This window comes from Pseudomonas sp. S1_G07 (assembly GCF_054668565.1).
Genome location: NZ_CP162778.1, coordinates 4,364,707 through 4,389,104, shown reverse-complemented (window position 1 = coordinate 4,389,104; position 24,398 = coordinate 4,364,707). Strand labels below are relative to the sequence as shown.

General features: G+C 60.6%; 17 protein-coding genes, 1 pseudogene and 1 riboswitch. Of the genes and pseudogenes, 3 read left to right on the top strand and 15 right to left on the bottom strand.

Going from position 1 to position 24,398, the window contains the following annotated elements; genetic code table 11:
* Positions 1–285: 285 nt before the first annotated feature.
* The 13 genes and pseudogenes from pdxR to AB4O05_RS19830 form a co-directional block, all read right to left on the bottom strand.
* Complete coding sequence (gene pdxR, locus AB4O05_RS19890; protein ID WP_460135777.1) at positions 286–1,719, bottom strand: MocR-like pyridoxine biosynthesis transcription factor PdxR; 1,434 nt, start codon at positions 1,717–1,719, stop codon at positions 286–288.
* A gap of 70 nt (positions 1,720–1,789) precedes the next feature.
* Positions 1,790–2,557: an SDR family oxidoreductase gene (locus AB4O05_RS19885; protein ID WP_460135778.1), complete on the bottom strand. Its 768-nt coding sequence runs from the start codon at positions 2,555–2,557 to the stop codon at positions 1,790–1,792.
* A 9-nt stretch (positions 2,558–2,566) separates the two neighbouring features.
* On the bottom strand, positions 2,567–3,634 hold the full coding sequence (locus tag AB4O05_RS19880; RefSeq protein ID WP_460135779.1) for a phosphotransferase family protein: 1,068 nt from the start codon (positions 3,632–3,634) through the stop codon (positions 2,567–2,569).
* Positions 3,635–3,763: 129 nt separating this feature from the next.
* On the bottom strand, positions 3,764–4,717 hold the full coding sequence (locus AB4O05_RS19875) for a 2-hydroxyacid dehydrogenase (RefSeq protein ID WP_460135781.1): 954 nt from the start codon (positions 4,715–4,717) through the stop codon (positions 3,764–3,766).
* 153 nt (positions 4,718–4,870) lie between these two features.
* Positions 4,871–5,302 (bottom strand): hypothetical protein, encoded by a 432-nt coding sequence (locus tag AB4O05_RS19870; RefSeq protein WP_460164786.1) that lies wholly within the window; start codon positions 5,300–5,302, stop codon positions 4,871–4,873.
* Between the two features lie 92 nt (positions 5,303–5,394).
* Positions 5,395–5,907 carry a DUF4822 domain-containing protein gene (locus AB4O05_RS19865; RefSeq protein ID WP_460135782.1) on the bottom strand — a complete coding sequence of 171 codons (513 nt, stop codon included), beginning with the start codon at positions 5,905–5,907 and terminating at the stop codon, positions 5,395–5,397.
* Positions 5,908–6,631: 724 nt separating this feature from the next.
* Positions 6,632–8,395 carry an allophanate hydrolase gene (atzF, locus tag AB4O05_RS19860; RefSeq protein ID WP_460135783.1) on the bottom strand — a complete coding sequence of 588 codons (1,764 nt, stop codon included), beginning with the start codon at positions 8,393–8,395 and terminating at the stop codon, positions 6,632–6,634.
* Positions 8,392–11,997 (bottom strand): urea carboxylase, encoded by a 3,606-nt coding sequence (gene uca, locus AB4O05_RS19855; protein WP_460135784.1) that lies wholly within the window; start codon positions 11,995–11,997, stop codon positions 8,392–8,394. The genes atzF and uca overlap by 4 nt, the downstream gene beginning before the upstream one ends.
* Positions 11,998–12,202: 205 nt before the next feature.
* Positions 12,203–12,829 carry an urea amidolyase associated protein UAAP2 gene (locus tag AB4O05_RS19850; RefSeq protein WP_460135785.1) on the bottom strand — a complete coding sequence of 209 codons (627 nt, stop codon included), beginning with the start codon at positions 12,827–12,829 and terminating at the stop codon, positions 12,203–12,205.
* Between the two features lie 10 nt (positions 12,830–12,839).
* Positions 12,840–13,553 carry an urea amidolyase associated protein UAAP1 gene (locus AB4O05_RS19845; protein WP_460135786.1) on the bottom strand — a complete coding sequence of 238 codons (714 nt, stop codon included), beginning with the start codon at positions 13,551–13,553 and terminating at the stop codon, positions 12,840–12,842.
* Positions 13,554–13,574: 21 nt separating this feature from the next.
* Positions 13,575–14,345 carry an ABC transporter ATP-binding protein gene (locus tag AB4O05_RS19840; protein ID WP_460135787.1) on the bottom strand — a complete coding sequence of 257 codons (771 nt, stop codon included), beginning with the start codon at positions 14,343–14,345 and terminating at the stop codon, positions 13,575–13,577.
* Positions 14,342–15,157, bottom strand: a complete 816-nt coding sequence (locus AB4O05_RS19835) for an ABC transporter permease (RefSeq protein WP_460135788.1) — start codon at positions 15,155–15,157, stop codon at positions 14,342–14,344. Before AB4O05_RS19835 ends, AB4O05_RS19840 begins: the two co-directional genes overlap by 4 nt.
* Before the next feature lie 15 nt (positions 15,158–15,172).
* Positions 15,173–16,239, bottom strand: a pseudogene (locus AB4O05_RS19830) (putative urea ABC transporter substrate-binding protein).
* 65 nt (positions 16,240–16,304) lie between these two features.
* Positions 16,305–16,407: riboswitch (guanidine-I (ykkC/yxkD leader) on the bottom strand.
* A 508-nt stretch (positions 16,408–16,915) separates the two neighbouring features.
* Here AB4O05_RS19830 and AB4O05_RS19825 point away from each other — a divergent pair.
* Positions 16,916–18,193, top strand: coding sequence for a serine/threonine transporter (locus AB4O05_RS19825; RefSeq protein WP_460135790.1), 1,278 nt, complete (start codon positions 16,916–16,918; stop codon positions 18,191–18,193).
* A gap of 141 nt (positions 18,194–18,334) precedes the next feature.
* Positions 18,335–19,987: a SulP family inorganic anion transporter gene (locus AB4O05_RS19820; protein ID WP_460135791.1), complete on the top strand. Its 1,653-nt coding sequence runs from the start codon at positions 18,335–18,337 to the stop codon at positions 19,985–19,987.
* 53 nt (positions 19,988–20,040) lie between these two features.
* Here the strand turns inward: AB4O05_RS19820 and acnB are convergent, their stop codons facing one another.
* Entirely contained in the window at positions 20,041–22,650 is a 2,610-nt protein-coding gene (gene acnB / locus AB4O05_RS19815; RefSeq protein ID WP_460164921.1) for a bifunctional aconitate hydratase 2/2-methylisocitrate dehydratase, read from the bottom strand.
* 396 nt (positions 22,651–23,046) lie between these two features.
* On the opposite strand from acnB, the gene AB4O05_RS19810 reads away from it, so the two are divergent.
* Complete coding sequence (locus AB4O05_RS19810; protein WP_460135792.1) at positions 23,047–23,517, top strand: DUF1289 domain-containing protein; 471 nt, start codon at positions 23,047–23,049, stop codon at positions 23,515–23,517.
* Positions 23,518–23,520: 3 nt separating this feature from the next.
* Here the strand turns inward: AB4O05_RS19810 and AB4O05_RS19805 are convergent, their stop codons facing one another.
* Entirely contained in the window at positions 23,521–24,384 is an 864-nt protein-coding gene (locus tag AB4O05_RS19805; RefSeq protein ID WP_460135793.1) for a universal stress protein, read from the bottom strand.
* Positions 24,385–24,398: the final 14 nt, after the last annotated feature.

Below are 24,398 nucleotides of genomic sequence, written 5' to 3'. Positions count from 1 at the left end.
ACGCCTAGTTCTTGCTCGCGAAGAACTCAGGGCCACCGCGCTTATCGAGAATGAACGCGTTGCCTGGGCGTTTTTCGCGAGCAAGAACTAGGCGTCCCCCTCGCTCCTACAGCTTAGATCGACTCCTGGTTGTACACCGGATCGTGGGCCAAGGCGCTGAAGGAGATGAGTAGCAGGGGGGGGGGCGAGCAGTCGTTTCATGATCAGGCTTACGTGTAGTTCGAGACCTGCTCACCCTACGCTGCGAGGCTTGGCGGGCCAATGACCAATCCAGCGGAAAAGGCCTTAGCCAATCTGCTGGAGAATAGTGCGCACTTTATCCAGGGCCGGGTCGATATCCAGCAGTTCAATGGCACCGAAACCGATGATCAAGCCCTCACGCACCGGGGCGTCATGGAAGAACACGTCCAGTGGGTACACGCCGACGTCCACCTGGCGTGCCAGCTGCATCAGCAGTGGGATGTTCACCGGCACCTTGCACAGCGCTGCCAGATGAAAGCCGGCCACGGTGGGCACCGCTTCGAACCACGGTGACAAGTCCCCCGCCAGGCGTTGCAGAATGCGCTCGCGGCGCGCGGCATACACGGTGTGGCAGCGCCGAATATGCTTGAGCAGATAGCCTTCGCTGATGAACTTGGCCAGTGCCCATTGCGGCAGGGTAGAGCTGTGCTGGTCGGTCAATTGCTTGGCCTTGACCACTGCGCCGTGAATCGCTGGCGGCAGCACCAGATAGCCCAGGCGCAACTCGGGCAGCAGGGTTTTGGAGAAGGTGCCGACGTACGTCACCACGCCGCGGGTGTCCATGCTTTGCAGGGAATCGGTGGGGCGGCCTTCGTAGCGGAATTCGCTGTCGTAATCGTCTTCGATAATGATTGCCCCCAAGCCGAAGGCGCGCGCGAGCAGGGCTTCGCGGCGTGCCAGGCTCATGGGCATGCCGAGGGGGAATTGGTGGGAGGGTGTCACATAGATCAACTGCGTGCCGTCCGGTATGTGATCGACCTGGATCCCCTGGTCATCCACCGGCACACTGGCGACGCTGGCCCCCATCGCCATGAACAACTGGCGCGCCGGGCTGTAGCTGGGGTCCTCCATCGCGACGATGCTGCCCGGTTCCAGCACCACGCGAGCGATCAGGTCGAGTGCCTGTTGTGCGCCGTTGGTGACCACGATGTCGGCATCGCGGCATTTGACCCCACGGGAAAACGCAATGTGCCCGGCGATGGCGCCGCGCAACGCCGGCAGGCCTTCGGGCTGGCTATAGAAGCCGCTGTTTTGCGCAATGCGGCGCAGGGCGTCCTGGGTGCAGCGGCGCCATTCGTCCTGGGGGAACTGCTGGCGGCTGGTGGCGCCGCCGATAAATTCGTAGCGCAGGATGCTGTCGCGCGTGGGGTGGTGCATGGGCGAGGGCAGCGCCTGCCACTTCGCCAGGTTGGCGGCGCAGGCCAGGTCGGTGGCGGTTTGCAGGCGATCCGCCTGTGGCGCCCAGGCGTTAACGAAGGTGCCGCGGCCGATCTTTCCCTCCAGCAAACCTTCGTAGGTCAAGGTGGCGTACGTATCGGACACGGTTTTGCGCGATACACCTAACTGCGCCGCCAGCAGGCGGCTGGGCGGCAGTTGCGCACCCGCCGCGAGACGCCCTGAGGCAATGGCTTCGTGCAACTGCTGATAGAGCTGGGCAGCCAGGTCCTTGCGGCCGTTGATGACGATGTGCAATTCCATGTTTCACCCTGAGACAAATCGATCTACGCCAAGGTTACGCGTAAATCGATCTGCAGAAACCCAGGTGCATTCAGGACAGGAAACCACCGTCCACATTCAGCGACACACCGGTGGTGTAGCTCGACGCATCACTGGCCAGGTAGAGCACCGCGCCCGCCATTTCGCTCGGGTCGGCCACGCGCTTGAGTGGGATCTGCGCCAGGGCCATTTTCAGGATCGCGTCGTTTTTCACCAATGCCGAAGCGAACTTGGTGTCGGTCAGGCCGGGCAGCAGGGCGTTGCAACGGATGCCGAATTCCGCGCATTCCTTGGCGAACACCTTGGTCATGTTGATCACGGCGGCCTTGGTCACCGAGTAGATGCCCTGGAACACACCCGGCGAGATACCGTTGATCGAGGCCACATTGATGATGCTGCCACCGCCGTTTTCGCGCATCAGCTTGCCGGCTTCCACCGACATGAAGAAGTAGCCGCGGATGTTCACGTCCACGGTTTTCTGGAATGCACCCAGGTCGGTGTCCAGTACGTTGCAGAACTGCGGGTTGGTGGCGGCGTTGTTGACCAGGATATCCAGGCGTCCGAACTGCTCGCGGATGCCGGCGAACACCTGGGCAATCTGCTCCATTTCGCCGATATGGCAGGCCACGGCCGTGGCCTTGCCGCCGTCGGCGATGATCGCATCGGCCACGTGCTGGCAGCCTTCGAGCTTGCGGCTGGAGACGATCACATGGGCACCTTGCTGGGCCAGCAATTTGGCGATGGCTTCACCGATGCCACGGCTGGCGCCGGATACAAACGCAATTTTGCCGTCGAGGTCGAACAGATGAGTCTTGGACATGGGGGTTCCTTAAAGGGCTGATTTAGCGATGACGTTCAGGCTCATCTGCTCCAGCAGCGTGTTCATATGAATGAACTGCGCAAAGCGTTTGTCCTGGGTCTGGCCATGGAAGAAGCGGTAGTAGATCTGCTGCACGATGCCGGCCAGGCGGAACAGGCCGTAGGTGTAGTAGAAGTCGAAGTTGTCGATCTGGATGCCTGCGCGCTCGGCGTAATAGTCGACGAACTGCCGGCGGGTAAGCATGCCGGGGGCGTTGCTCGGTTGACGGCGCATCAGTTGCACCGGCGCCGGGTCGGCGGCTTCGATCCAGTAGGCGAGGGTGTTGCCCAGGTCCATCAGCGGGTCGCCGAGGGTGGTCAGCTCCCAGTCCAGCACGCCGATGATCTGCATCGGGTTGTGCGGGTCGAGGATCACGTTATCGAAGCGGTAGTCGTTATGCACGATGCTCGAGGTGGAGTGGTCGGCGGGCATCTTGTCGTTGAGCCAAGCCTTTACCGCCTCCCATTTTGGCGCATCCGGGGTCAGGGCTTTTTCGTAGCGGTCGCTCCAACCTCGGATCTGGCGTGCCACGTAGCCTTCGGGTTTGCCCAGGTCGGCAAGGCCGCAGGCGGTGTAGTCGACCTGGTGCAACTCGACGAACTTGTCGATAAAGCTCTTGCACAGGGCTTCGGTCTTGGCGGCGTCCAGGCCCAGTTCGGCGGGCAGGTCGGAGCGCAGGATGATGCCGTTGACGCGCTCCATCACATAGAACTCGGCACCGATCACCGACTCATCGGTGCAGTGCACGTAAGCCTTGGGGCAATACGGGAAACCGTCTCTGAGCTGGTTGAGAATGCGGTATTCGCGGCCCATGTCGTGGGCGGACTTGGCCTTGTGGCCAAACGGCGGGCGGCGCAGCACGAATTCCTGGCCGGGGTACTCCAGCAGATAGGTCAGGTTGGATGCGCCCCCTGGGAACTGGCTGATGGTGGGCGTACCGCTCAGGCCCGGAATATGGGCCTTGAGGTAGGGATCGATCAGGCGGGCATCAAGTTCTTCGCCTGGGCGAATCTGGGTCGATTGATCGTTCAGCGCCATGCTTATCCCTTCTGCTTATTCTAGAGGCCTCGGACTATTTCCTAATCTAATGCGCCCAACCGGCCAGCGACAAGGTCGGGGCGGCTTAATAGGTTAGCGTGTTGGAGGATGATCAGCATGCCTGATCGGTCATTTTATGGGTGGGGGCAACGCGACCGGCGTGAGTACCGGACGGCCGGCAAAGTGCTCCACCAGATTGTCAGCCACCCGTTGCACGGTGTCGTGGGCCGCCTCGGGCGACAGGCCGGCGACATGGGAGGTCAGCACGGTATTGCCCAGGCGCTTGAAGGCGTCGGGCACTTCAGGCTCGTCGTCGAACACGTCCAGCGCCGCCCCACCGATGCGGCGTTGCTCAAGGGCGGCAATCAGGTCGGCGGTGACCACCACGCTGCCGCGCCCGATGTTGACCAGGTAGCCATTGGGCCCCAGGGCGTCCAGCGCATGGCGATCGATCAGGTGGCGCGTGCCGGCGCCGCCGGGGGTGGCCAGGACCAGGAAGTCGCAGGTGCGCGCCAGCTCCACGGGGCTGGCGCAGTAGGTGTAATCCACGTCATCCCGTGGTTGGCGGTTGTGATAGCTCACCTCCATGCCGAACCCCAGGGACGCGCGCTTGGCGATTTCCAGGCCCACCGCGCCCAACCCGAGAATGCCCAGGTGCTTGCCGCCCAGGGAAGGGCGCATGACCTTGGGCCATTCGCCGCGTCGCACGGCGGCATCGGTCTGCGCAATGCCGCGCACCAGCGACAACAGCAACGCCATGGCGTGGTCGGCCACCGACGGTGCGTTGACCCCGGCGCCGTTGGTGACGATGATCCCGCGATTGCTCGCGGCCTGCAGGTCCACATGCTCGTAGCCCGCGCCGATCACGCAGATGATTTCCAGCAGCGGCAGGGCGGCGATTTCCTCGGCGTACAAACCCAACGGCCCACGCGTCAGTACCGCCTTGATCTGCTCGCCGTGGTCCTTGATCGCCTGGGCGCGTTCAGCGGGCGTCGGTGCGAGGATCACATGAAAGTCATTGCTCTCGATAATGGGCAGGTATTCGTTGATGGTTTCAACCAGGACCAGAACAGTGGCGGGCATGGTGCGGCTCTTGTTGTGGAATTTGATGCCTGGATTATGCGGGATTTCTTGCAGGCCGACGTACCTGCAGGAGAAAGATGTTGGCCCGACAGGTATGCCGCCCAGGATGCAGGGCGCACTCGCGAGCCGCGGGCGCCCTGCATCGGTTCCGCGTCAGCGGGTTTGACGTGCCTTGTCCTGTTGGGCCTGGGCTATTTCACGGAAATCATAGGTCGGAAAAAACTCGGTGCGGTAGGCGCCCCACGCGGTGTTTTCCAACGCGAGGTTCACCGCCGACAGGCGCGAAGCGGGGAAGCGCAGCACCACGACCTGGCCGATACCCATGGTGATGTTCCAACTGACCACCTCGACCCCCGCAGGTGGAAACACCTTATAGAATTCCTGTTTGTCGAGTTGGGCCCTCAGTTCGCTTAATGGGCGTGATTGGTCGTGTTTGAGAAATACAGTCAACATGACGGCATTCTCAGGTGTGGTGACTGGGTCTTTTGTTATTGCGGGGGGTTTGGATTGTGCATGGGCGCCGGCGGAAAAAAGGACGGACAATAAAGCGGTGGAAATCAATAGCGATTTAAATCGGTTGTTCATAGGTTGGCACCTTTTTAATAATAGCGTTGCGCAGGTTTAAAATTGACCGTTGATTCACGGGCGTGCGGCGCGGTATTGAAACCCATGTGCCTTTATTGAGCGTAGAAGCGCGAAGGGGTGGTTTTGACGGCGCCTGCATAGGGCGCATGAACCACGTAGATGCGCACGGGGTCGTTGGTTTCGATCATGTCGCGGGGCACTTCCCGCGAGTAGGTGAACTCTTCGTTGTTCAGCGCCTCCAGCCGGCGCACAACCGCCTTGGTGGGGCCTTTGTCGGGGACCAGGATATGGGTTTTCCTGTCACCGGTTACCAGGAAGTAGCCGCCACCGCCCTGTTCATACTTGGACAGCCCCGTGTCGGTGTAGAAAAACTCATAGCGATTACGTTCCGGGTCCCACATGGAGATGCCGACCACGCCTGGGTATTTATCCTTGACGTCGACGTCCGGTGCGCCTTCTACGTAAACCTTGGTGGTGAGCCACCGAGGTGACGAGGCGAATGCGCGGATGTCGGACTTGGCCTCTGCCGGTTGTGCATGGCTGATGAGTGGGGTCAGCAGCCCTGCGAGAAGCAGACTTGTAAAAATAGCGGGGTATTTTTTCATGGGAGAATTCTGGTCCTGTTTTGGTAAGTTTTTTTTATATGTTTTATCAGTGGTGATCAGATACTCAGGTGATGAGTGCAAAGAATATAGATGTGATGCAAGTCGTTCTCAATGCCTGTGTATATGTTTGTAACAATTATGCGAAAAGCCGGTAAAAGAATAGTTCAAATGTATTGTGTGTAAGAGATGTAAGTAGGAGTTTTCTTGGGATTTTGCTTAAAGGGATTAAGTTTGTTATTGCAAGAGGTCTATGTTCAGTCGCGGTAATGTAGCCATAGGTTTTCAATATTAATTGGCAATGAAATCACAAAGTGCTGCCCCGACATGAGGATCGAATGCAAAATGTTTGTCTTTTTTTTCAAAGAAAATGGTATGAGTTTTGTCGCTGGCAGTGAAGACTTTCATGGAAGGCTGTAATTTTTTTAAGGCGGGAAGTGGTGTGGCTGTAAGTAATGCAGTTAGTGATTTTCGACGTCGCTAATATTTTTTAGTTGTAGAGGTGAGGGGGAGGTAGTGTGCCATCATTTGCAAAGATTTTTGATAATGATGGTTGCTATGTGTTTTATCCACGTCTTGTGGAACCGGTCAACCTGATACGAATCATGGCTGCCGTGTTCATAATGTGCGGACTTATGATGATGACGCTATCTTCGGTATGATCAGTTTCGACAGCCAGTTGACCTACAAGGGCAGAGACTGATCTGCCCTTGTAGTCACCTGGGTGTCAGGCCTGGGAGGCCAACCAGGTACGCCAGCCACCGTGCTCGCTGATATCGACAGCACTTTCTAGGCCGTAACCTTCACATATGAAGCCGGTTTCCCAGCGACCGTCCTGAAGCTCTACCTTCCCCAACCCTAGAGGAGCTGGAATACCGTTCAGGAAGGAGCCCAGTTCCGAGCTGGGCAGTTGCCATACTTCAACGCCAATCTCAACGCCTCCTTCCGCGACACGCACCATGCCAGGACGTTTGACCGACCCTCCAGCAAGTGCGTACAGCCGATAATTAGGCGAGCTCACGGTGGCCTCCAGTAAGGTGGCTCCACGTTGTTTTAGTTGCCAGTTGAGCGCCAAGCCATCGAGATGGGCGCCGCACACCACCACGCGGGTCTGATCGTTGCGAGCGGCGTTGCCCGGGGTTTTGCCGGCTTGATAGGCGTTGGCAAGGCTCAGCAGATACTGATCCGTAAACGGCCGGCCAAAGAGCGTTATGCCCCAGGGCAAACCGTTGGCCATCCGGCCACTCGGTACGGCTACGGCGGCGTAGTCAAGCAGGTTCATGAAGTTGGTGTAGTACCCGAGCTCCGAATTGCGCAACACCGGCTCTGCCGCGAGTTCCGCCAGCGTCACTGGCCGGCCCAGGGTCGGCGTCAGCACGCAGTCGAGGCTCGCCATCACGTGGTCACACTCGGCCTTCAGTGCTTGCAGGCGGTATTGAGCGCGGAAGGTCTCGACGCCTGTCACGTCCGGGCCTTTGGCGAGAACGGCATGGATCACCGGCAAAACGGCCTCGGGCTGGGTGCGCGCCAGCTCTCCCACCACACTATAGCGTTCAGCGACCCAAGGGCCTTCGTACAGCAACCGTGCCGCCTCCAGGAACGGTGAGAGGTCCACAACCACCGGCGTGCCGCCCAGTGCTTGCAAACGCTCCACGGCTGCGTCGAACAGGCGGGGGCCCTCAGTGCAGCCAAAGAATTGGAGGTCTGCAGCGCGCGGTACGCCGAACCGGAACGCGTTGACCTGGCCGAACGCAGCTTCGTCGTTCCAGCTGGGGTTGGCGCGACTGTATTCGTCCCTGGGATCAAGCGCTGCAATCAGAGCCAGCAGGCGGCTGGCTTCCGCCGCAGTCGCCGTGAACGTCGTGACGCAATCCAGCGTGCGGCATGCGGGAACAACACCGGCTGTCGATATCAGGCCTTTGGTCGCCTTCAGGCCAACCAGGTTGTTCAGTGCGGCCGGCACACGACCGGATCCTGCGGTATCGGTGCCCAGGGCAAAGCTGGACAGGCCCAATGCGACGGTGAGCGGCGACCCGGCGCTCGAGCCTCCGGATGGATACTCGCGCAGGACGCTGTTGGTGCAGGCGCCGTAGGGCGAGCGGGTGCCATTGAGGCCTGTGGCGAACTGGTCCAGATTGGTCTTGCCCAGCGGTACCGCGCCAAGCTCGATCAGGCGCTGAACGACCGTCGCCGAACGTTCGGGTGTATAGGCATAAGCGGGGCAGGCCGCGGTCGTTGGGATGCCTGCCAGGTCAATGTTGTCCTTGATGGCAAATGGAACGCCGTACAGCGGCAGGTCATCGATGTGACGGGCCTCAAGGGCGAGGAGGTAAGGCTCCAGCTCTTCGACACTGAGCAGATGGATGAACATGTTGTAATCAGGATTCAGTATCCGTGCCTGCTCGCGGAGCGCCAGGATGAGGCTGCGCGGGGAGAGCTGCCCACTCAGGTAGCGCGCTCTCAATACCTCAAGTCTCAGGTCTTCTTTCATGCGTTTTCTCCTTTGGCGGTCACCGGTTCCAGAACAATTACCCGTTGCCCCGCACGTATCGCACCGCCCGGTTCCACCAGCACTTGGCGGACGATACCGGTGCAGGGGGCAAGCACCGGGATTTCCATCTTCATCGATTCGAGTACCACTAACGCGGTACCCGCACTGACTTGATCGCCGACGTTCACCTGTACTTGCCACAGGTTGCCTGCGACAGGACTTTCGACGCCTGTCTGGCCGGGCAGCAAAAGGGCTTCTTCGGTTGCTGGCGCCACGGCTTCGTGACTGTCGAAGTGGGCCTGGCCGCTGTCGATCCAGCGTTGTCTTTCTGCCGCGAAGGCAGTTTGCTGCCGGTCTCGGAATGATTGGATGCTCTGTGCTTCTTTCGTCAGGAAGTCCTGATAATCGGCCAGTCGCAGTTGACTCTGCTCGATCTGCAGGTCAAATCGGCCCAGAGGGAAATCCCGACGGATGCGGGTCAGCTCCTCGGCGCTGACCGGGTAGAAGCGAATCTGGTCAAAGAAGCGAAGCAGCCAGGGTTTGCCCGAAAAAGCCGCGACGTCCCGGTAGCGGTTCCACATTTGCAGCGTGCGGCCTACAAACTGGTAGCCACCCGGGCCTTCCATGCCATATACGCACAGGTACGCACCGCCGATGCCGACGGAATTTTCGGCTGTCCAGGTCCGCGCCGGGTTGTATTTTGTCGTGACCAGCCGGTGCCGTGGGTCCAGCGGAGTCGCCACCGGAGCGCCCAGATACACGTCGCCAAGCCCCATGACTAGATAGCTGGCCTCGAATACCGTGCGTTGTACCTCGTCCAAATTCGGCAGGTCGTTAATACGGCGGATGAACTCAAGGTTGCTCGGACACCACGGGGCGTCCTTGCGCACGGTGGTCATGTACTTGTCGATGGCCAGTTGGCACGCGGGGTCGTCCCACGACAGCGGTAAATGCACGATGCGTGAAGGCACCTGCAAGTCGCCCGCGGCGCACACCGCGCCCCATTCACCGGCCACCGTCTCAAGCAAGGTCTCCAGGGACAATTGCTCAGGTTGATAGTGAACTTGCAGCGAGCGGATGCCCGGCGTCAGGTCGATCACCCCGGCCAACTGCTTGGTTTGCAGCGCCTGCATCAAGGCATGCCCGCGAAAGCGCAGAACCAGGTCAAGCTCGGGCGCGCCGATCTCCAACAGCAGGTGGGTATCACCGGCGACACGTGCCACCAGACGGGTGTCATCGCGACCGATATCCAGAACAATGGGCGAGTGCAGAGGGATGCGCTCAACGGGTTCGACAGCCGTGGGCTCGGCCAACAAGGGCGCGGTAGCAAGCTGACGGGCGTGGGCAAGGGTGCACGGAACGAAGCGAATGTTGTCGCCGGCTTTAAGCTGACCCAATTGCCACAGGTCGGCCTCGATCACGGTTACCGGGCACACGAAACCACCAAGACTTGGCCCGTCCGGCCCGAGTATCACGGGCATATCGCCAGTAAAATCCACGGCACCGATGGCGTAGGGGTTGTCATGGATATTGGAGGGGTGAAGCCCGGCTTCGCCGCCGTCGGCACGCACCCACTCAGGTTTTGGCCCGATGAGCCGAACACCGGTACGGCTGGAGTTGAAGTGCACTTCCCAGTCGGTGGAAAAGAACCTGGCGATGTAGTTCTCGGTGAAGTATTCCGGTGCGCCATGTGGGCCGTAGATAACCCTGACGTGGCGAAGCGCGCCGAGTGGGGGCTGTTCGCAAAGTACGGCCCCCACGGTTCTATCGGTCAGCGGCGCCAGGTGCAGCACATCGCCTGCACGCAGCGCACGGCCAGCGTGGCCGCCGAATTGACCCAGGGTGAAGGTACTTTTACTGCCCAGATAGTCCGGCACTTGAATGCCGCCGCGTACACACAGGTAACTGCGTGCGCCGGCGCCGGCTATCGTGCCCAGGCTCAGGACTGAACCGGCCTTGACCAGCAGTACCGTATTCATGGCGACATCCGCGCCGTCCAGGGTCACAGGCACGACCGCACCGGTCACCGCCACGACCGCATCGGTATTGAACCGAAGGGTGGGCCCGCTCATGGTGATCTCCACTGCGGCAGCGCCTTGAGGATTACCCAGGAGCTGGTTGCCCAGGCGCAGCGCTCGGCTATCCATTGGACCCGAGGGCGGAACCCCGACAGCCCAGTAGCCCAAGCGTCCCGGATAGTCCTGCACGCTGGTCTGGGTGCCGCCACTCAACACTTCAAAGGTGTCGGCCTGGTAAATCAGCCCCTCAAGGCAGCGGGTCCAGGGTTGACCACGGGTGAACGGTTGATCGAGCAGGATTTGACGCAGGTAATCGCGGTTGGTCTCCACTCCGTAGAGCTGGCTTTCGCCGAGTGCCTTGTGCAGTTGCAGACGCGCTTGTTCGCGGTCAGGCGCCCAGGTGATGACCTTGGCAATCATTGGGTCGAAGTAGGGCGGAATTTCGCATCCTGCCTCCACCCAGGTGTCGATGCGCAGCGCTTTGCCATCAGCCTGCGGGAAATGCACTGCGGTCAGCAGGCCCGGGCTTGGCTGGAAATCCTTGCCCGGATCTTCAGCGTAAAGCCGTGCCTGTATGGCGTGTCCACTTGGCTTCAGGTGGGCGCCCAGCTCGCTCAGTGGTGGCAAGTCGCCTGCGGCCAACTGGATCATCCAGCGCACCAGGTCCACGTCCCAGACCTGTTCAGTCACGCCGTGCTCGACCTGCAGGCGTGTGTTCACTTCCAGGAAGTAGAAGCGCTGATCATCGCTGTCGAACACGAACTCGACGGTACCGGCGCTTCGGTAATCAACGGCTTTGGCGAGTTTGATCGCGGCGGCGCAAAGCGCCTCGGCCATGCCCTCCGGGAGGTTGGGGGCGGGGGTTTCCTCCAGCACCTTTTGGTTGCGTCGTTGAACCGAACAATCGCGGACCCCCAGGGCCAACACCTCGCCGGCGCCGTCACCAAAGACCTGAACTTCAAGGTGCCGGGCGCGTTGAATGTACTTCTCGATGAACACGCCAGCGTCGCTGAAATTGTTCTGGCCCAGGCGCTTGACTGTCTCGAACGCCTCGCTCAGCTCATCTGCCGTACGGCAGACACGCATGCCAATCCCACCGCCGCCGGCGGTGCTTTTCAGCATGACCGGGTAGCCGATCCGCGCTGCCGCCTGCAAGGCGTCTTCGACGCTGTCCAGCAGGTCTGTGCCTTCCAACAATGGCACGCCTTGCCCGCGCGCCAGGGCACGGGCGGTGTGCTTGAGCCCGAACACACGCAACTGCTCGGGCGTCGGCCCGACAAACGCGATGCCGGCCGCTTCGCAGGCCTCGGCCAACGCGGCGTTTTCAGACAGGAAGCCGTAGCCTGGATGAATGGCCTGGGCGCCGCTGACTTTGGCGGCGGCGAGAATTTTGTCGACCGCCAGATAAGTGCCTGCGGCGGCGCCTTCACCGAGGCTCAGCGCCTGGTCGGCCTCAAGGATGTGACGGCTGGCGATATCGGCTTGCGAGTAGACGGCAACGCCCTTGATGTGGAGCTCGCGCAGTGTTCGCAAAATACGGCAGGCGATAGCGCCACGGTTGGCGATTAACAGGGTGTCGAACATAGGTGTCCCCTAAAGGCTGCGCGTGCGCGCCTCAACTGGGTTGCGGGTCGTCCCGCAGTTTTTCGAAAGGTCTTGGGGCCGTCCCCGGGCAGCGCTCAGTGAGGCTTGCGGGCCTTGGCGCAATGCTCGTCGCGCGGTCGAACCTGGCTCGCGCGGCTTTGGCAGAGCATGAACAGCCAGGCTCTCACAGTGCGCAACCGAATCTTCATGCCCATATCAATAACTCCGCCGGCGTCGGGTTATAGCCATTGCACGGGTTGTTCAATTGGGGGCAGTTGGAAATCAGCACGATCACGTCCATCTCGGCGCGCAGCTGCACGTACTTGCCTGGCGCAGAAATCCCGTCCTCGAAGGTCAGGCCACCGTCTGGCGTAACCGGCACGTTCATGAAGAAGTTGATGTTGGGGCTGATGTCGCGTTTGCCCAGGCGGCCATCGTGGCAGCAGGCACGCAGGTAATTGTCTCGGCAACTGTGCATATGGCGTTTGTCGAGTGCATAGCGGACGGTGTTGCTCTCCTGCGCGCACGCACCGCCGAGGGTGTCATGACGGCCGCAGTTGTCTTCGAGAATGGTCAGCAGCGGCCGACCGAGGTTGGAGTAGAGGACGCTGCCAACACCGAGGTAGACGTTGTTTTGCCGCCGAAGCGTGCGCTGCACGTCGTAACGCTCACGCGGGTTGGCGGCACTGTAGAACAACGTATCGATCGCTTGGTTACCTTCCAGGTCCAGGATGCGCAGGGTTTGACCCGCCTTGACTTCAGTCAGCCAGGGTTCGCCGGCTGGAATCGTGGCTCGATAAAGGGCGGCTTCTGGATGCAGATAAGCTGTCATGGAATGGTCCTCAGGCGAACAAACGTTCGGTGTTGGCGAATCCGCGCTCGTTTTCAGCGCGCGACGTGCGGCAATGCTCGGCGACACTGGCGTTCGCGTGCATGAAGGTCAGTTGAACGGGTTTCGGCGCATACGCAGTTGCGGGATCCATGGGGTGCTGCAAGGCGGTGATGACGAACAGCGTGTCCATCGGCGCATAGAGTTCAATGCAATCGCCGGCCCTGGAGTTGCCCTGGGCAAAACTCAGCCCACCGTTGTCATCCACATCGATGCGGCTGAACAGGTTTAACACCATGGACAAGTCGGTCAGCCCCAGTCCCCATTTGCCCATCTCGACCAGCAGGTTGTCGGCGCCGTTACGGAAGAAGCCATTGCGCAATTCCTGATAGCGGCCTTGACCGTACTTTTCCTCGGCCTCGGCCGCGCATAGCACGCCACCGATGCTGTCGCTCCACCCGCAGGTATCCCGCGTAATCGCGGCCAGTACACGGCCCATGTCCGAGTACAGGCAATGGCCCGCGGTCAGCTTGGCCGTGTGTTGGCCCTTGAGGCTGTCGGGCAGGTTCAGGCGCTCGCTTTTTTCGTTGGCGTTGAACAGCATGAGGCTGACATTGGCACCGCCTTCAAGGTCGGTCAGGCGCAGCAATTGGCCACGCTTGAGAACGAAGGAAAGATGGCCGCCACCGGGTAGCAGTTCTTCGGAAAAAACGTTGGTTTCACGCATGGGGGATTCTCCCAAAGTCAGTTAATGAGCGCCTGGCAGCGCCGAGGCCAGGGTCAGTTGCGCCTCGCTACGCTTGGCGTTCAGCGGCAGGTCATAGGTAATACGGGCGCCATAGGCGTTGGGCGCGTGCGGGTCGACGCGAACCTTGTCGAACACCATCAGTCGGGTGCCCAGGCTGAAGCCCTCACTCAGGTCATGCGTGACCATGAATACGGTCAGCCGAGTCTCACGCCAAAGGTCCAGCAGCAGTGCATGCATGTCCTTGCGGATGCCGGGGTCCAATGCGCCGAACGGCTCGTCCAGCAGCAGCACCCGCGGCTGCATGATCAACGCTTGGGCGATGGCCAGGCGTTGCTGCATCCCCCCTGACAATTGCGACGGGTATTTATCCAGCGCCTGGCCTAGCCCGACTTTGCAGAGCAGTTGCGCTGCCTGCTCTCGAGCGAGCCGTTTACGCTGCCCGAACAGGCGCCCTGTCAACGCGGCATTGGGAAGTTCCAGCCCAAGCACGACGTTGTCCAGCACACTCAGGTGCGGGAACACGGAGTAGCGTTGGAACACCACGCCTCGGCTGGGGTCCGGTTCGGCGGCCAATGGTCGACCGTCCAGCAGGATCTCGCCTTTGCTAGCCCTTTCTTGACCCAGCAGCAGGCGCAGGAAGGTCGATTTTCCACAGCCCGAGGTGCCAACCAGGGTGCAGAATTCGCCTTCGGCAATGCTCAGGTTGAGGCCTTCCAGCACCACGTGATCGCCGTATCGCTGCCACACGTTGTTCACTTGAATGAAGCTCACGGGCGGCCCCCCTCATACCATGGAAACGCGCGGCGCGTGAGGGCCTTCAGCCCCCAGTCCATCAGCCAGGCCAAGAGGGTGATCCACACGACATAGGGCAGGATGACGTCCATGGCCAGATAACGGCGCACCAGAAAAATCCGGTATCCAAGGCCATCTTCCGAAGCAATGGCTTCGGCGGCGATCAGGAACAACCAGGCAGAGCCCAGCACCAGGCGAAGGGAGATGAGCAAACGCGGAAGCAATTGCGGCAGTACCACCCGCAGGATCAGCGTCCAGGTCGACGAACCCAATGTCTGGGCCTTGATAAGCAGTTCTACCGGTATTTCCCGCGCACGTTGTTCGAGATCCCGCGCCAGGATCGGCGTGATGCCGATCACGATCAGCATGACCTTGGAGAGCTCGCCAAGGCCGAAGACAATGAACAGGATCGGCAGAATCGCCAGGGGCGGCACCATTGACAGTACCACCAGCAACGGAGACAGCGTCGCACCGAACAGCGGCAACGTACCCGCTGCAATCCCCAGGCACAGCCCCATCAGAGCGCTTACGCCCAGGCCGATTGCCAGGCGCCGGAGACTGGATGCGCTGTCTTGCCAGAGCAGGTACCCACCGCTGCGTTTGTCCTCGGTAAAGGCCATGCGCTTGACCGCATCGGTCATTTGCACCGCGCTGGGCAACAGTTTGTCATTGGGGTTTTGCGCAAGCCGTTGCGCTGACCCCAGGAAGTAGGCGCCCAACAACAGTACGAACGGAAGGATCACCAGGAGCAATCGCATCGGGCGATCAGGGTGACGGTTAATCAGTTGCATGGGGCGCCCTCCAGATCACAGCTTGCCGTCGACGGCCATCTGCACGTAACGGGGATCGAAGCGCAATTTGATATTGCTCTTGTCTCCAAGGAAGACGTCTTGAGCGAAGCTGATGCCCACGGCGCTGCTGTCTTTTGCGCCTTCGCCAAGCAGCCCGTGCGCGAAGGAAAAGTCCGCCACTTTGGCCATGGTCTTGGGAAGCTCGGGGCTCTTCGCAAAGTCCAGTGTGTCCTGGGCGGTGTAGAAGAGCTGGGTGGTTGCCAACTGCGCTTTGAAACCGGCCAGGTCAGTGCCGGAGGCGTGGGCCATATGCTCAAGCGCTGCTTCACCCGCCGGGGTTTTGCTGCCCATCATTGCCATCACTTCAAACCAAGCGCCGGTCAGCACCTTGCCCAAGGCAGGATTGTCTTTCAGTGTTTGGGTGTTGACGACCATCATGTCCAGGATTTCCCCGGAATTCTGCTGGAGTCGAAGACTTGGGTGACACCCGGTTTGGCCTTGATATCGGCAAGCATGGGGTTCCAGGTGGTGACCGCTTGCACGTCATCGGTGTTGAATGCCGCCGAGATATCCGCATCCGAGGTGTTGACCACCTTCAGGTCTTTCTCGCGCAGGTCGACAGTGTCCAGGGCACGGGCCAGCAGGTAATGTGACACCGATAGCTCAACGAGGTTGACGTCCATGCCCTTGAGGTCAGCAATCGTTTTGCCAGTGCCCTTGATGACAATGCCGTCATTGCCGTTGGAGAAATCGCTGACAATCAGCGCCGTGCTGTCGACGCCACCTGCAGCGGGGATTGTCAGTGCATCCATGTTGGTCATGGTGCAGCCATCGAACTGGCCGGCGGTGTACTGGTTGATCGACTCTACGTAGTCGTTGAGTTGAGTGACCTTGACGTGAATGCCATATTTCTTGGCCCATTTATCGACTACGCCCTGAGCCTGCGCGTACTCCCAAGGCATCCAGCCCGCATAGATCGTCCAGCACACATTGAAATCCGTCTTCGCAGCGGCGTATGAAGACGTGCTTGTAAGCAGAGCTATACCTGCAGCTAGGCAGGCGGCGAGAAGAGGATTTCTCATGGTAGGACTCCAGTTGAGGATGGACGGGCAAGGAGCAGCGCAACACCTGTGCAAGTAGGTGGTCTGTCTCCCGGGCTTTTATCCCGCCGTGTAACCTCAACTAGAGGTCGTCAGCTCTCGGCCCAGACGCTCACTTTTCAGTGAACCGGAACCCTAGCCAACCATTTTCAAATTGTAGTGCGCTCAGCTTTAGCTGCTCCCGCGCATTTAAGGGCAAGCGATAATCATGCCAATGATGAAAGATTCAACCGGGTTGTACCATTGCCACGGGACTAAAGGGGCTCAGACGGCAAGGGATCCCAGGTTGCCGTGATGATAAAACGTCTACAGTTTCGAACCGGCGCACCAGCCTGGGGCTCTGCGCGCTAAAATGGATCGTAAATATTTGCTCATGCACCCTGGTACCTTCCCTAGGGGCGTTAGGTCGACCAATCCGCAATAGGGTCTGAGGTAGGGCTTGGTTTTCCGCCCGACTCCGAGTCCTGCCAGAGACTTTGTGGGAGGTGCCGGGGGCAGTCCACTGTCGACGAAGCGGTGTCTACGAAACACCGCTCCTCAGCTAAGTCTTTGCTTATGCACACGAATCCCGGACAATCCGGCCCCTTCTATGGTCGCGACGCTGCCTGTCAGGTTTTTCTGACTCGTCCCGGCCATGTAAATGCGGAGATCCGACTGGATGAATGATCAGGCCAATAGTGTCGACGAACGCTATGCAACGACACCTGCAACCCTCTCGAGCTGGAGCCGACAGGACACCACGTGGATGCTCGGGTTGTTCGGCACCGCCATCGGTGCCGGCACCTTGTTTCTGCCGATCAATGCCGGGCTGGGCGGCTTCTGGCCCCTGGTGATCCTGGCGTTGCTGGCGTTCCCGATGACGTTTTTTGCCCACCGTGGCCTGACCCGTTTCGTTCTGTCCGGCCGTGAAGGCTCGGACATCACCGACGTGGTCGAGGAGCATTTCGGCATCAAGGCTGGCGCGCTGATCACCTTGCTGTACTTCTTTGCCATCTTCCCGATTTTGCTGATCTATAGCGTGGCATTGACCAACACCGTCGGCAGCTTCATGCAGCATCAGCTGCATATCATGCCGCCGCCTCGGGCCATCCTCTCGTTCGTGTTGATCCTCGGGCTGCTGGCCGTGGTGCGTTGCGGGGAACAGGCGATCGTCAAGGCCATGAGCCTGATGGTGTACCCGTTTATCGTTGCCTTGCTGTTCCTGGCGGTGTACCTGGTGCCGCACTGGAATGGTGGCATCCTCAGCACCGCCAGCGAGGTGCCGGCGCCGTCTGCCTTGCTCAACACGCTGTGGCTGGCGATTCCGGTGATGGTGTTCTCGTTCAACCACTCGCCGATCATCTCGGCCTTCGCGGTTGACCAGAAACGCCAGTATGGCGCCAACGCCGATGCGCGCAGCTCGCAGATCCTGTCCCGCGCGCATCTGCTGATGGTGGTGATGGTGCTGTTCTTCGTGTTCAGCTGCGTGCTGACCCTGTCACCGGCACAGCTGGGTGAGGCGAAACAGCAGAACCTGTCGATCCTGTCGTACCTGGCCAATCACTTCGACAACCCAACCATCGCGTTCGCCGCGCCATTGATCGCGTTCGTGGCCATTGCCAAGTCGTTCCTGGGGCACTACATCGGTGCCAGCGAGGGTCTCAAGGGCTTGATCGTCAAGAGCGGTCGCCGCCCGACGCCGAAGGCGCTGGACCGCATGACCGCTGCGTTCATGCTGGTGGTGTGCTGGATTGTAGCCACACTGAACCCAAGCATCCTCGGCATGATCGAGACCCTGGGTGGGCCGATCATTGCGTCGATCCTGTTCCTGATGCCGATGTACGCGATTCGCAAGGTGCCGGCCATGGCCCGCTACCGTGGGCAGGCGTCCAACGTGTTTGTCACGGCTGTCGGCCTGGTGGCAATTACCGCGCTGATCTACTCGCTGTTGTCCTGACGCAGGCGCACTGCAACAGAGGCCGATTCGCGTACTGCGCGAATCGGCTTTTTTATGCGTGCAAAACCTGACGGGCCTCAACCGCCGCCACGTAATGAGCGCTAAGCTGAAGCAGGCTTTTTCAAGGATGGGTTGGGTCGCTTGGACACTGAAACCGATACACCTGTTGCCGTACCGTCGAATCGCATCCAGGACCTGCTCGCCGGCCTGTCCATCGCCGGTTTGCTGTTGCCGGAGGCCGTGGCCTATTCGAGTATCGCCGCGCTGCCACCCCAGGCCGGGGTGATTGCCCTGTTCGCCGGGTTGGTGTGCTATGGCCTGTTCGGTACCAGCCGCTTCGCGATTGTCTCGGCCACCTCGTCGTCGGCGGCGGTGCTGGCGGCGGCGACGGCCAGCCTGGCCGGGGGCGACCCGGCGCTGAGGCTGGCCCTGGCTTTCGGGCTGGTGCTGCTCACCGGGGCGTTTTTCCTGCTGGCCGGCCTGTTCAAGCTCGGTGGCGTCACCTCATTTATTGCCAAGCCGGTGTTGCGTGGCTTTGCCTTCGGCCTGGCCCTGACCATCATCCTCAAGCAACTGGCCAGCGTGGTCGGGGTGCACCTGACCGACAACAACCTGATCCGTTTCCTGCCGCAACTGATCGAACAACTGCCACGCTGGAACTGGCCCGCCGCCCAGGTGGCGGGTGTGGCGTTGCTGCTGCTGTGGCTATGCGCTCGCATCCCGCGCGTGCCCGGCGGGCTGGTGGTCGTGGTGCTGGGCATCGTTGCCGGGCAGTACCTGGACCTGCAGGGCCAGGGTGTGGCGCTGATCGGCATGATCGACCTGCGCCTGGAGCTGGGGCATTTGCCTGTGTTGCCGTTTGCCGACTGGCTGCGCCTGGGGGAGCTGGCGTTCGCCTTGGTGATGATCCTCTACGCAGAGTCCTACGGTTCTATCAGCGCGTTCGCCCTCAAGCACGGTGACCGGGTCTCCTCCAACCGCGATTTGCTTGCGCTGGGGGCGGCCAACCTGGTGTCGGGGTTGTTTCATGGTATGCCAGCCGGTGCAGGGTATTCGGCGACCTCGGCCAACGAGGCTGCCGGTGCCTACTCACGCTTGGCGGGGATCGTCGCCGCGCTGGTGATCCTGGTGATTGTGCTCACCGTGCTGCCCTATGTTGCGCTCACCCCGGAACCGGTGCTGGCCGCCGTGGTGATCTACGCCCTGGCCCGAGGCCTGAGCCTGCAGCCCCTGGGGCGTTATTTCCTGTGGCGGCGCGACCGGCTGCTGGTGATCTGCGCGGTGGCGGCGGTGCTGGTGCTGGGCGTGCTGGACGGTTTGCTGCTCGCGGTGGCGATCAGTGTGATGTTGATGCTGCGGCAGATGTCGTCCGCCGACATCCAAGTGCTGGGACGTCTGGGCGACAGCCATGACTTTGTCGACCGTCGGCACCACGTCGATGCCTTGGCTGTGCCTGGGGTGTTGATCGTGCGGCCCAGCGAAGCGCTGTTTTTCGCCAATGCCGAGCGCATCCTCGGCGCGGCGTTGCGCCTGATGCGCCACTCGCAGGTGGAGGCGGTGGTGTTGAGCCTGGAAGAGTCGCCCGATCTTGACGGCACCAGTATCGAGGCGTTTGCGGCCTTTTTCGCCCAAGTGCGCGGGGAGGGCAGGCGCCTGGTGCTGGCCCGCGTACGGCATGAAGCGCGCGAGGTATTGCAGACCTTGCCGCAAGCCTTGGCGCCGTATGTGTTGCTCAGTGGCTTGAGCGTCGACGACGCAGTGCAGCTGGCCTTGCAGGGCAACGCCCAGGCATAAAAAAACGCCGCGTACCTTGCGATACGCGGCGTCTATTTATTGCGCGCTACATCTTAGGCTTGAATCACCGGGATGTTGGCGCTTGCTGCGACCTTGCGGAACTCGGCGATCTGGTCGAAGTTCAGGTAGCGATAGACGTCACTGGCCATGGTGTCCAGTTTCGCCGCATAGCCCATGTACTCTTCGACGGTCGGCAGGCGACCCAGAGTAGAGGCCACTGCCGCCAGCTCAGCCGAAGCCAGGTAGACGTTGGCACCGTCACCCAGGCGGTTCGGGAAGTTACGGGTCGACGTCGATACCACTGTCGAGTTCGGCTCTACACGTGCCTGGTTACCCATGCACAGCGAGCAGCCCGGCATTTCCATGCGCGCGCCAGCCTTGCCGTAGATGCCGTAGTAGCCTTCTTCGGTCAGTTGGTGAGCGTCCATCTTGGTCGGCGGCGACAGCCACAGACGGGTTGGCAGCTGACCCTTGACCTGCTCCAGCAGTTTACCGGCAGCACGGAAGTGACCGATGTTGGTCATGCACGAACCGATGAACACTTCGTCGATCTTCTCGCCGGCAACGCTGGACAACAGACGGGCATCGTCCGGGTCGTTTGGCGCGCAGAGGATCGGCTCGTTGATTTCGGACAGGTCGATCTCGATGATTTCGGCATATTCGGCGTCGGCATCGGCTTCCATCAGCTCCGGGTTGGCTACCCAGGCTTCCATCGCTTGGGCGCGACGTTCCAGGGTACGTGCATCGCCGTAGCCTTCACCGATCATCCAGCGCAGCAGGGTGATGTTGGAGTTCAGGTATTCGGTGACGGACTCTTTGGACAGCTTGATGGTGCAACCGGCAGCCGAACGTTCGGCCGAGGCGTCGGACAGTTCGAACGCCTGCTCCAGCGTCAGGTCGTTCAGGCCTTCGATTTCCAGGATGCGGCCGGAGAAGGCGTTTTTCTTGCCTTTCTTCTCTACGGTCAGCAGGCCAGCCTGGATCGCGTAGTAAGGAATGGCATGAACCAGGTCACGCAAGGTGATGCCAGGTTTCATTTTGCCTTTGAAGCGCACCAGGATCGATTCCGGCATGTCCAGCGGCATGACGCCAGTGGCTGCAGCGAAGGCGACCAGGCCGGAACCGGCCGGGAACGAGATGCCCATCGGGAAACGGGTGTGGGAGTCACCACCGGTGCCGACGGTGTCCGGCAGCAGCATGCGGTTCAGCCAGCTGTGGATGATGCCGTCGCCTGGACGCAGCGATACGCCGCCACGGGTCATGATGAAGTCAGGCAGGGTGTGGTGGGTGGTAACGTCGATCGGCTTTGGATAAGCCGCGGTGTGGCAGAAGGACTGCATCACCAGATCGGTCGAGAAGCCCAGGCACGCCAGGTCTTTGAGTTCGTCACGGGTCATAGGACCGGTGGTGTCCTGGGAACCCACGGTGGTCATCTTCGGTTCGCAGTAGGTGCCAGGGCGAACGCCTTTGCCTTCTGGCAGGCCGCAGGCCTTGCCGACCATTTTCTGTGCCAGGGTGAAACCCTTGCCGGTGTCGACAGGTGCTTCAGGCAGCTTGAACAGGTCGGTAGGGCCCAGGCCCAGTTCGGCGCGAGCCTTGTCGGTCAGGCCACGGCCGATGATCAGCGGGATACGGCCGCCGGCGCGCACTTCGTCCAACAGCACCGGGGTCTTCATTTCGAAGGTGGTCAGGACTTCGTCGGTGCCGTGTTTGCAGACTTTGCCAGCATGGGGGTACAGGTCGATCACGTCGCCCATGTTCATGTTGGTGACGTCGAATTCGATCGGCAGTGCGCCGGCATCTTCCATGGTGTTGTAGAAGATTGGAGCGATCTTGCTGCCGAAGCAGAAGCCGCCGGCGCGCTTGTTCGGCACGTACGGTACGTCGTCGCCGAAGAACCACAGCACCGAGTTGGTCGCGGATTTACGCGAAGAACCGGTACCCACCACGTCACCCACGTAGGCGATCGGGAAGCCTTGGCCGCGCATTTCTTCGATCTGCTTCATCGGGCCGGTCTTGCCTTGCTCGTCCGGCACGATGCCTTCGCGAGCCATTTTCAGCATGGCCAGGGCGTGCAGCGGGATGTCAGGGCGGGACCAGGCGTCCGGGGCAGGGGACAGGTCGTCGGTGTTGGTTTCGCCGGCGACCTTGAACACACGCAGGCTGATCTTGTCGGCCAGGGTTGGGCGGTTGCGGAACCACTCGCCGTCAGCCCAGGACTGGATCACGCCTTTGGCGTGCTCGTTGCCGTTGCGGGCTTTTTCGGCCACGTCGTGGAAGGCATCGAACATCAGCAGGGTGTGCTTGAGTTGGGCAGCGGCGACAGGCGCAAGCGTAGCGTCGTCCAGCAGCTCAACCAATGTCACGATGTTGTAGCCGCCTTGCATGGTGCCCAGCAGTTCAACCGCGCGTTGCTTGCTGATCAGGGGGGAAGTGGCTTCGCCCTTGGCCAGGGCAGACAGGAAACCGGCCTTGACGTAGGCAGCTTCGTCAACACCTGGTGGAATGCGGTTGGTGATCAGGTCAACGAGGAATTCTTCTTCGCCAGCCGGAGGATTTTTCAGCAGCTCGACCAGGCCTGCGGTTTGTTCGGCGTTAAGCGGCTGGGGAACAATACCCAGGGCTGCACGCTCTTCGATATGTTTGCGGTAGGCTTCAAGCACAGTTATTACCCTCATCAGTGGTCCCACGGGACGCTCATCCAGAAATGAACGGCACGCATGCGCTCGGGGGCTTTTTGGGCCGCAAAGCCAGCGCTGCCGGCATTCCTTACAGAAGCTGCTTTCAAAGTTTTACGCCTGCAGAACGGAGCTGATGAGGGTTGGCGCGAGCTCTGACCTACCGGGTCATGACGCGCGCCAACACCGTTCTGAAGGAACGACTGTGCTCGTGACGCTTTGAAAACAGCTTCCAGCGGATTATTGGCGCCTTACAAGGCCGGGTGATTCTACGGCAAAAAATGTCGGAAGGTAAGTTGCCTCACCAAGTTTGCCGGATGATCTACCTTAGACAAAGGGCTAACATGGCGCACTGTTTCGCTGATTTGCGTGTCGTTGCCCATGTCCAACTCAACCATAAAGACCCCCTGCGTCGGCCTGTGCTCCACGGTCTACGGCGATCTGGTGTGCCGTGGCTGCAAGCGCTTCCACCACGAAGTGATCCAGTGGAACGGCTATAACGAAGAAGAAAAACGCGCGGTATGGTTGCGCCTGGAGCAACTGTTGGTGCAGGTGATGGCGGGCAAACTGGAGATTTTCGACCCCAGGACCCTGCGCGGCCAGCTGGAGCAGCGCCAGATCCGTTTCGTGCCGCACCAGTCCGAGTATTGCTGGGCCTATCAGCTGATCGCGCGGGGCGCGCGGGTCATTTCCAACCTGGAAGCCTACGGCATGGTGCTGCTGCCGGAGTTCCGTGACTGGCCCTTGCCGGACCTGCGCGACGCCATCGACCGTGAGTTCTTTATCCTGTCCGAGGCCCATTACCAACGCTACATCGCGCCGGGGTTTCTCAAGGATGCGTTTGGAGCCTAGGTGTCAGGCGTTGTTCGCCGGTTTTTCCAGTTGATCCATCAGCGCCTGCGGCTTGAGCACCAGCACATCGCCTTCCACTTCATCCAGCACCACTTCCGCGGTATTGCCGATCAACGCGCCGGTAAGGCCGGTGCGTGCCACGGTGCCGATGATGGTGACCGCGGCCTGGTATTTGTGCGCCACAAACGGAATCAGCACATCCGCCGGGCCCTCCTCGACATGCAGGTGCGCGTCATCCACGTCGAATTCAGCCTGAAACGCTTTGCACTGTTCGCGATACCGCGCCTCAATGGTTTCCTTGAGTTGGAATGTCGGGTCTGCCGCCGACAGCATGGGCGACGGATGGGCGCTGATCACATGCAACTGGGCCTTGGCCAGGCTGGCGATGTCAAAGCCGTAGTCGATGACGGTGTGGTGCAGCGAACGGTGATCGTCGTCGGTATTACCCACATCGACCGCCGCCAGAATCACCCTGCCGGCCCATGGCTTGGATGTCTTCACCAACAGCACCGCAGTCGGGCAATAACGCAGCAGTTTCCAGTCCGCCGGGGTCAGCAAGGCCTTTTTCAGCGGGCTGTCGGGAAAGTGCTGCTTGATCACCAGCCCGCAGCCTAAGGCCTGCTGCACATCGATAATGGTTTCATGCAGGCCTTTATTCCACGCCTGTTCAGTGGTGACGTTGTAGCCATCCACCAAGAGTTGTTGCTTGAGCAGGGCCAGTAGCGCCGAATGCTCATGGTTTTTATCGCACACCAGCAAATGCAGGTGCGCGCCTGTCACCCCGGCGATCAGCTTGGCGCGTTTGAGGGCCAGGCTTTCCGAGTGGGTTGGGTCGATGATCACCAGGATTTTGCCAATTTCGTTCATGATCAGGATCTCCA

Bases quoted from the DNA above. Each gene is read 5' to 3' on its own strand.
- pdxR (WP_460135777.1), bottom strand. From the start codon at position 1,719: ATGGAATTGCACATCGTCATCAACGGCCGCAAGGACCTGGCTGCCCAG.
- AB4O05_RS19885 (WP_460135778.1), bottom strand. From the start codon at position 2,557: ATGTCCAAGACTCATCTGTTCGACCTCGACGGCAAAATTGCGTTTGTA.
- AB4O05_RS19880 (WP_460135779.1), bottom strand. From the start codon at position 3,634: ATGGCGCTGAACGATCAATCGACCCAGATTCGCCCAGGCGAAGAACTT.
- AB4O05_RS19875 (WP_460135781.1), bottom strand. From the start codon at position 4,717: ATGCCCGCCACTGTTCTGGTCCTGGTTGAAACCATCAACGAATACCTG.
- AB4O05_RS19870 (WP_460164786.1), bottom strand. From the start codon at position 5,302: ATGAACAACCGATTTAAATCGCTATTGATTTCCACCGCTTTATTGTCC.
- AB4O05_RS19865 (WP_460135782.1), bottom strand. From the start codon at position 5,907: ATGAAAAAATACCCCGCTATTTTTACAAGTCTGCTTCTCGCAGGGCTG.
- atzF (WP_460135783.1), bottom strand. From the start codon at position 8,395: ATGAAAGAAGACCTGAGACTTGAGGTATTGAGAGCGCGCTACCTGAGT.
- uca (WP_460135784.1), bottom strand. From the start codon at position 11,997: ATGTTCGACACCCTGTTAATCGCCAACCGTGGCGCTATCGCCTGCCGT.
- AB4O05_RS19850 (WP_460135785.1), bottom strand. From the start codon at position 12,829: ATGACAGCTTATCTGCATCCAGAAGCCGCCCTTTATCGAGCCACGATT.
- AB4O05_RS19845 (WP_460135786.1), bottom strand. From the start codon at position 13,553: ATGCGTGAAACCAACGTTTTTTCCGAAGAACTGCTACCCGGTGGCGGC.
- AB4O05_RS19835 (WP_460135788.1), bottom strand. From the start codon at position 15,157: ATGCAACTGATTAACCGTCACCCTGATCGCCCGATGCGATTGCTCCTG.
- AB4O05_RS19825 (WP_460135790.1), top strand. From the start codon at position 16,916: ATGAATGATCAGGCCAATAGTGTCGACGAACGCTATGCAACGACACCT.
- AB4O05_RS19810 (WP_460135792.1), top strand. From the start codon at position 23,047: ATGTCCAACTCAACCATAAAGACCCCCTGCGTCGGCCTGTGCTCCACG.
- AB4O05_RS19805 (WP_460135793.1), bottom strand. From the start codon at position 24,384: ATGAACGAAATTGGCAAAATCCTGGTGATCATCGACCCAACCCACTCG.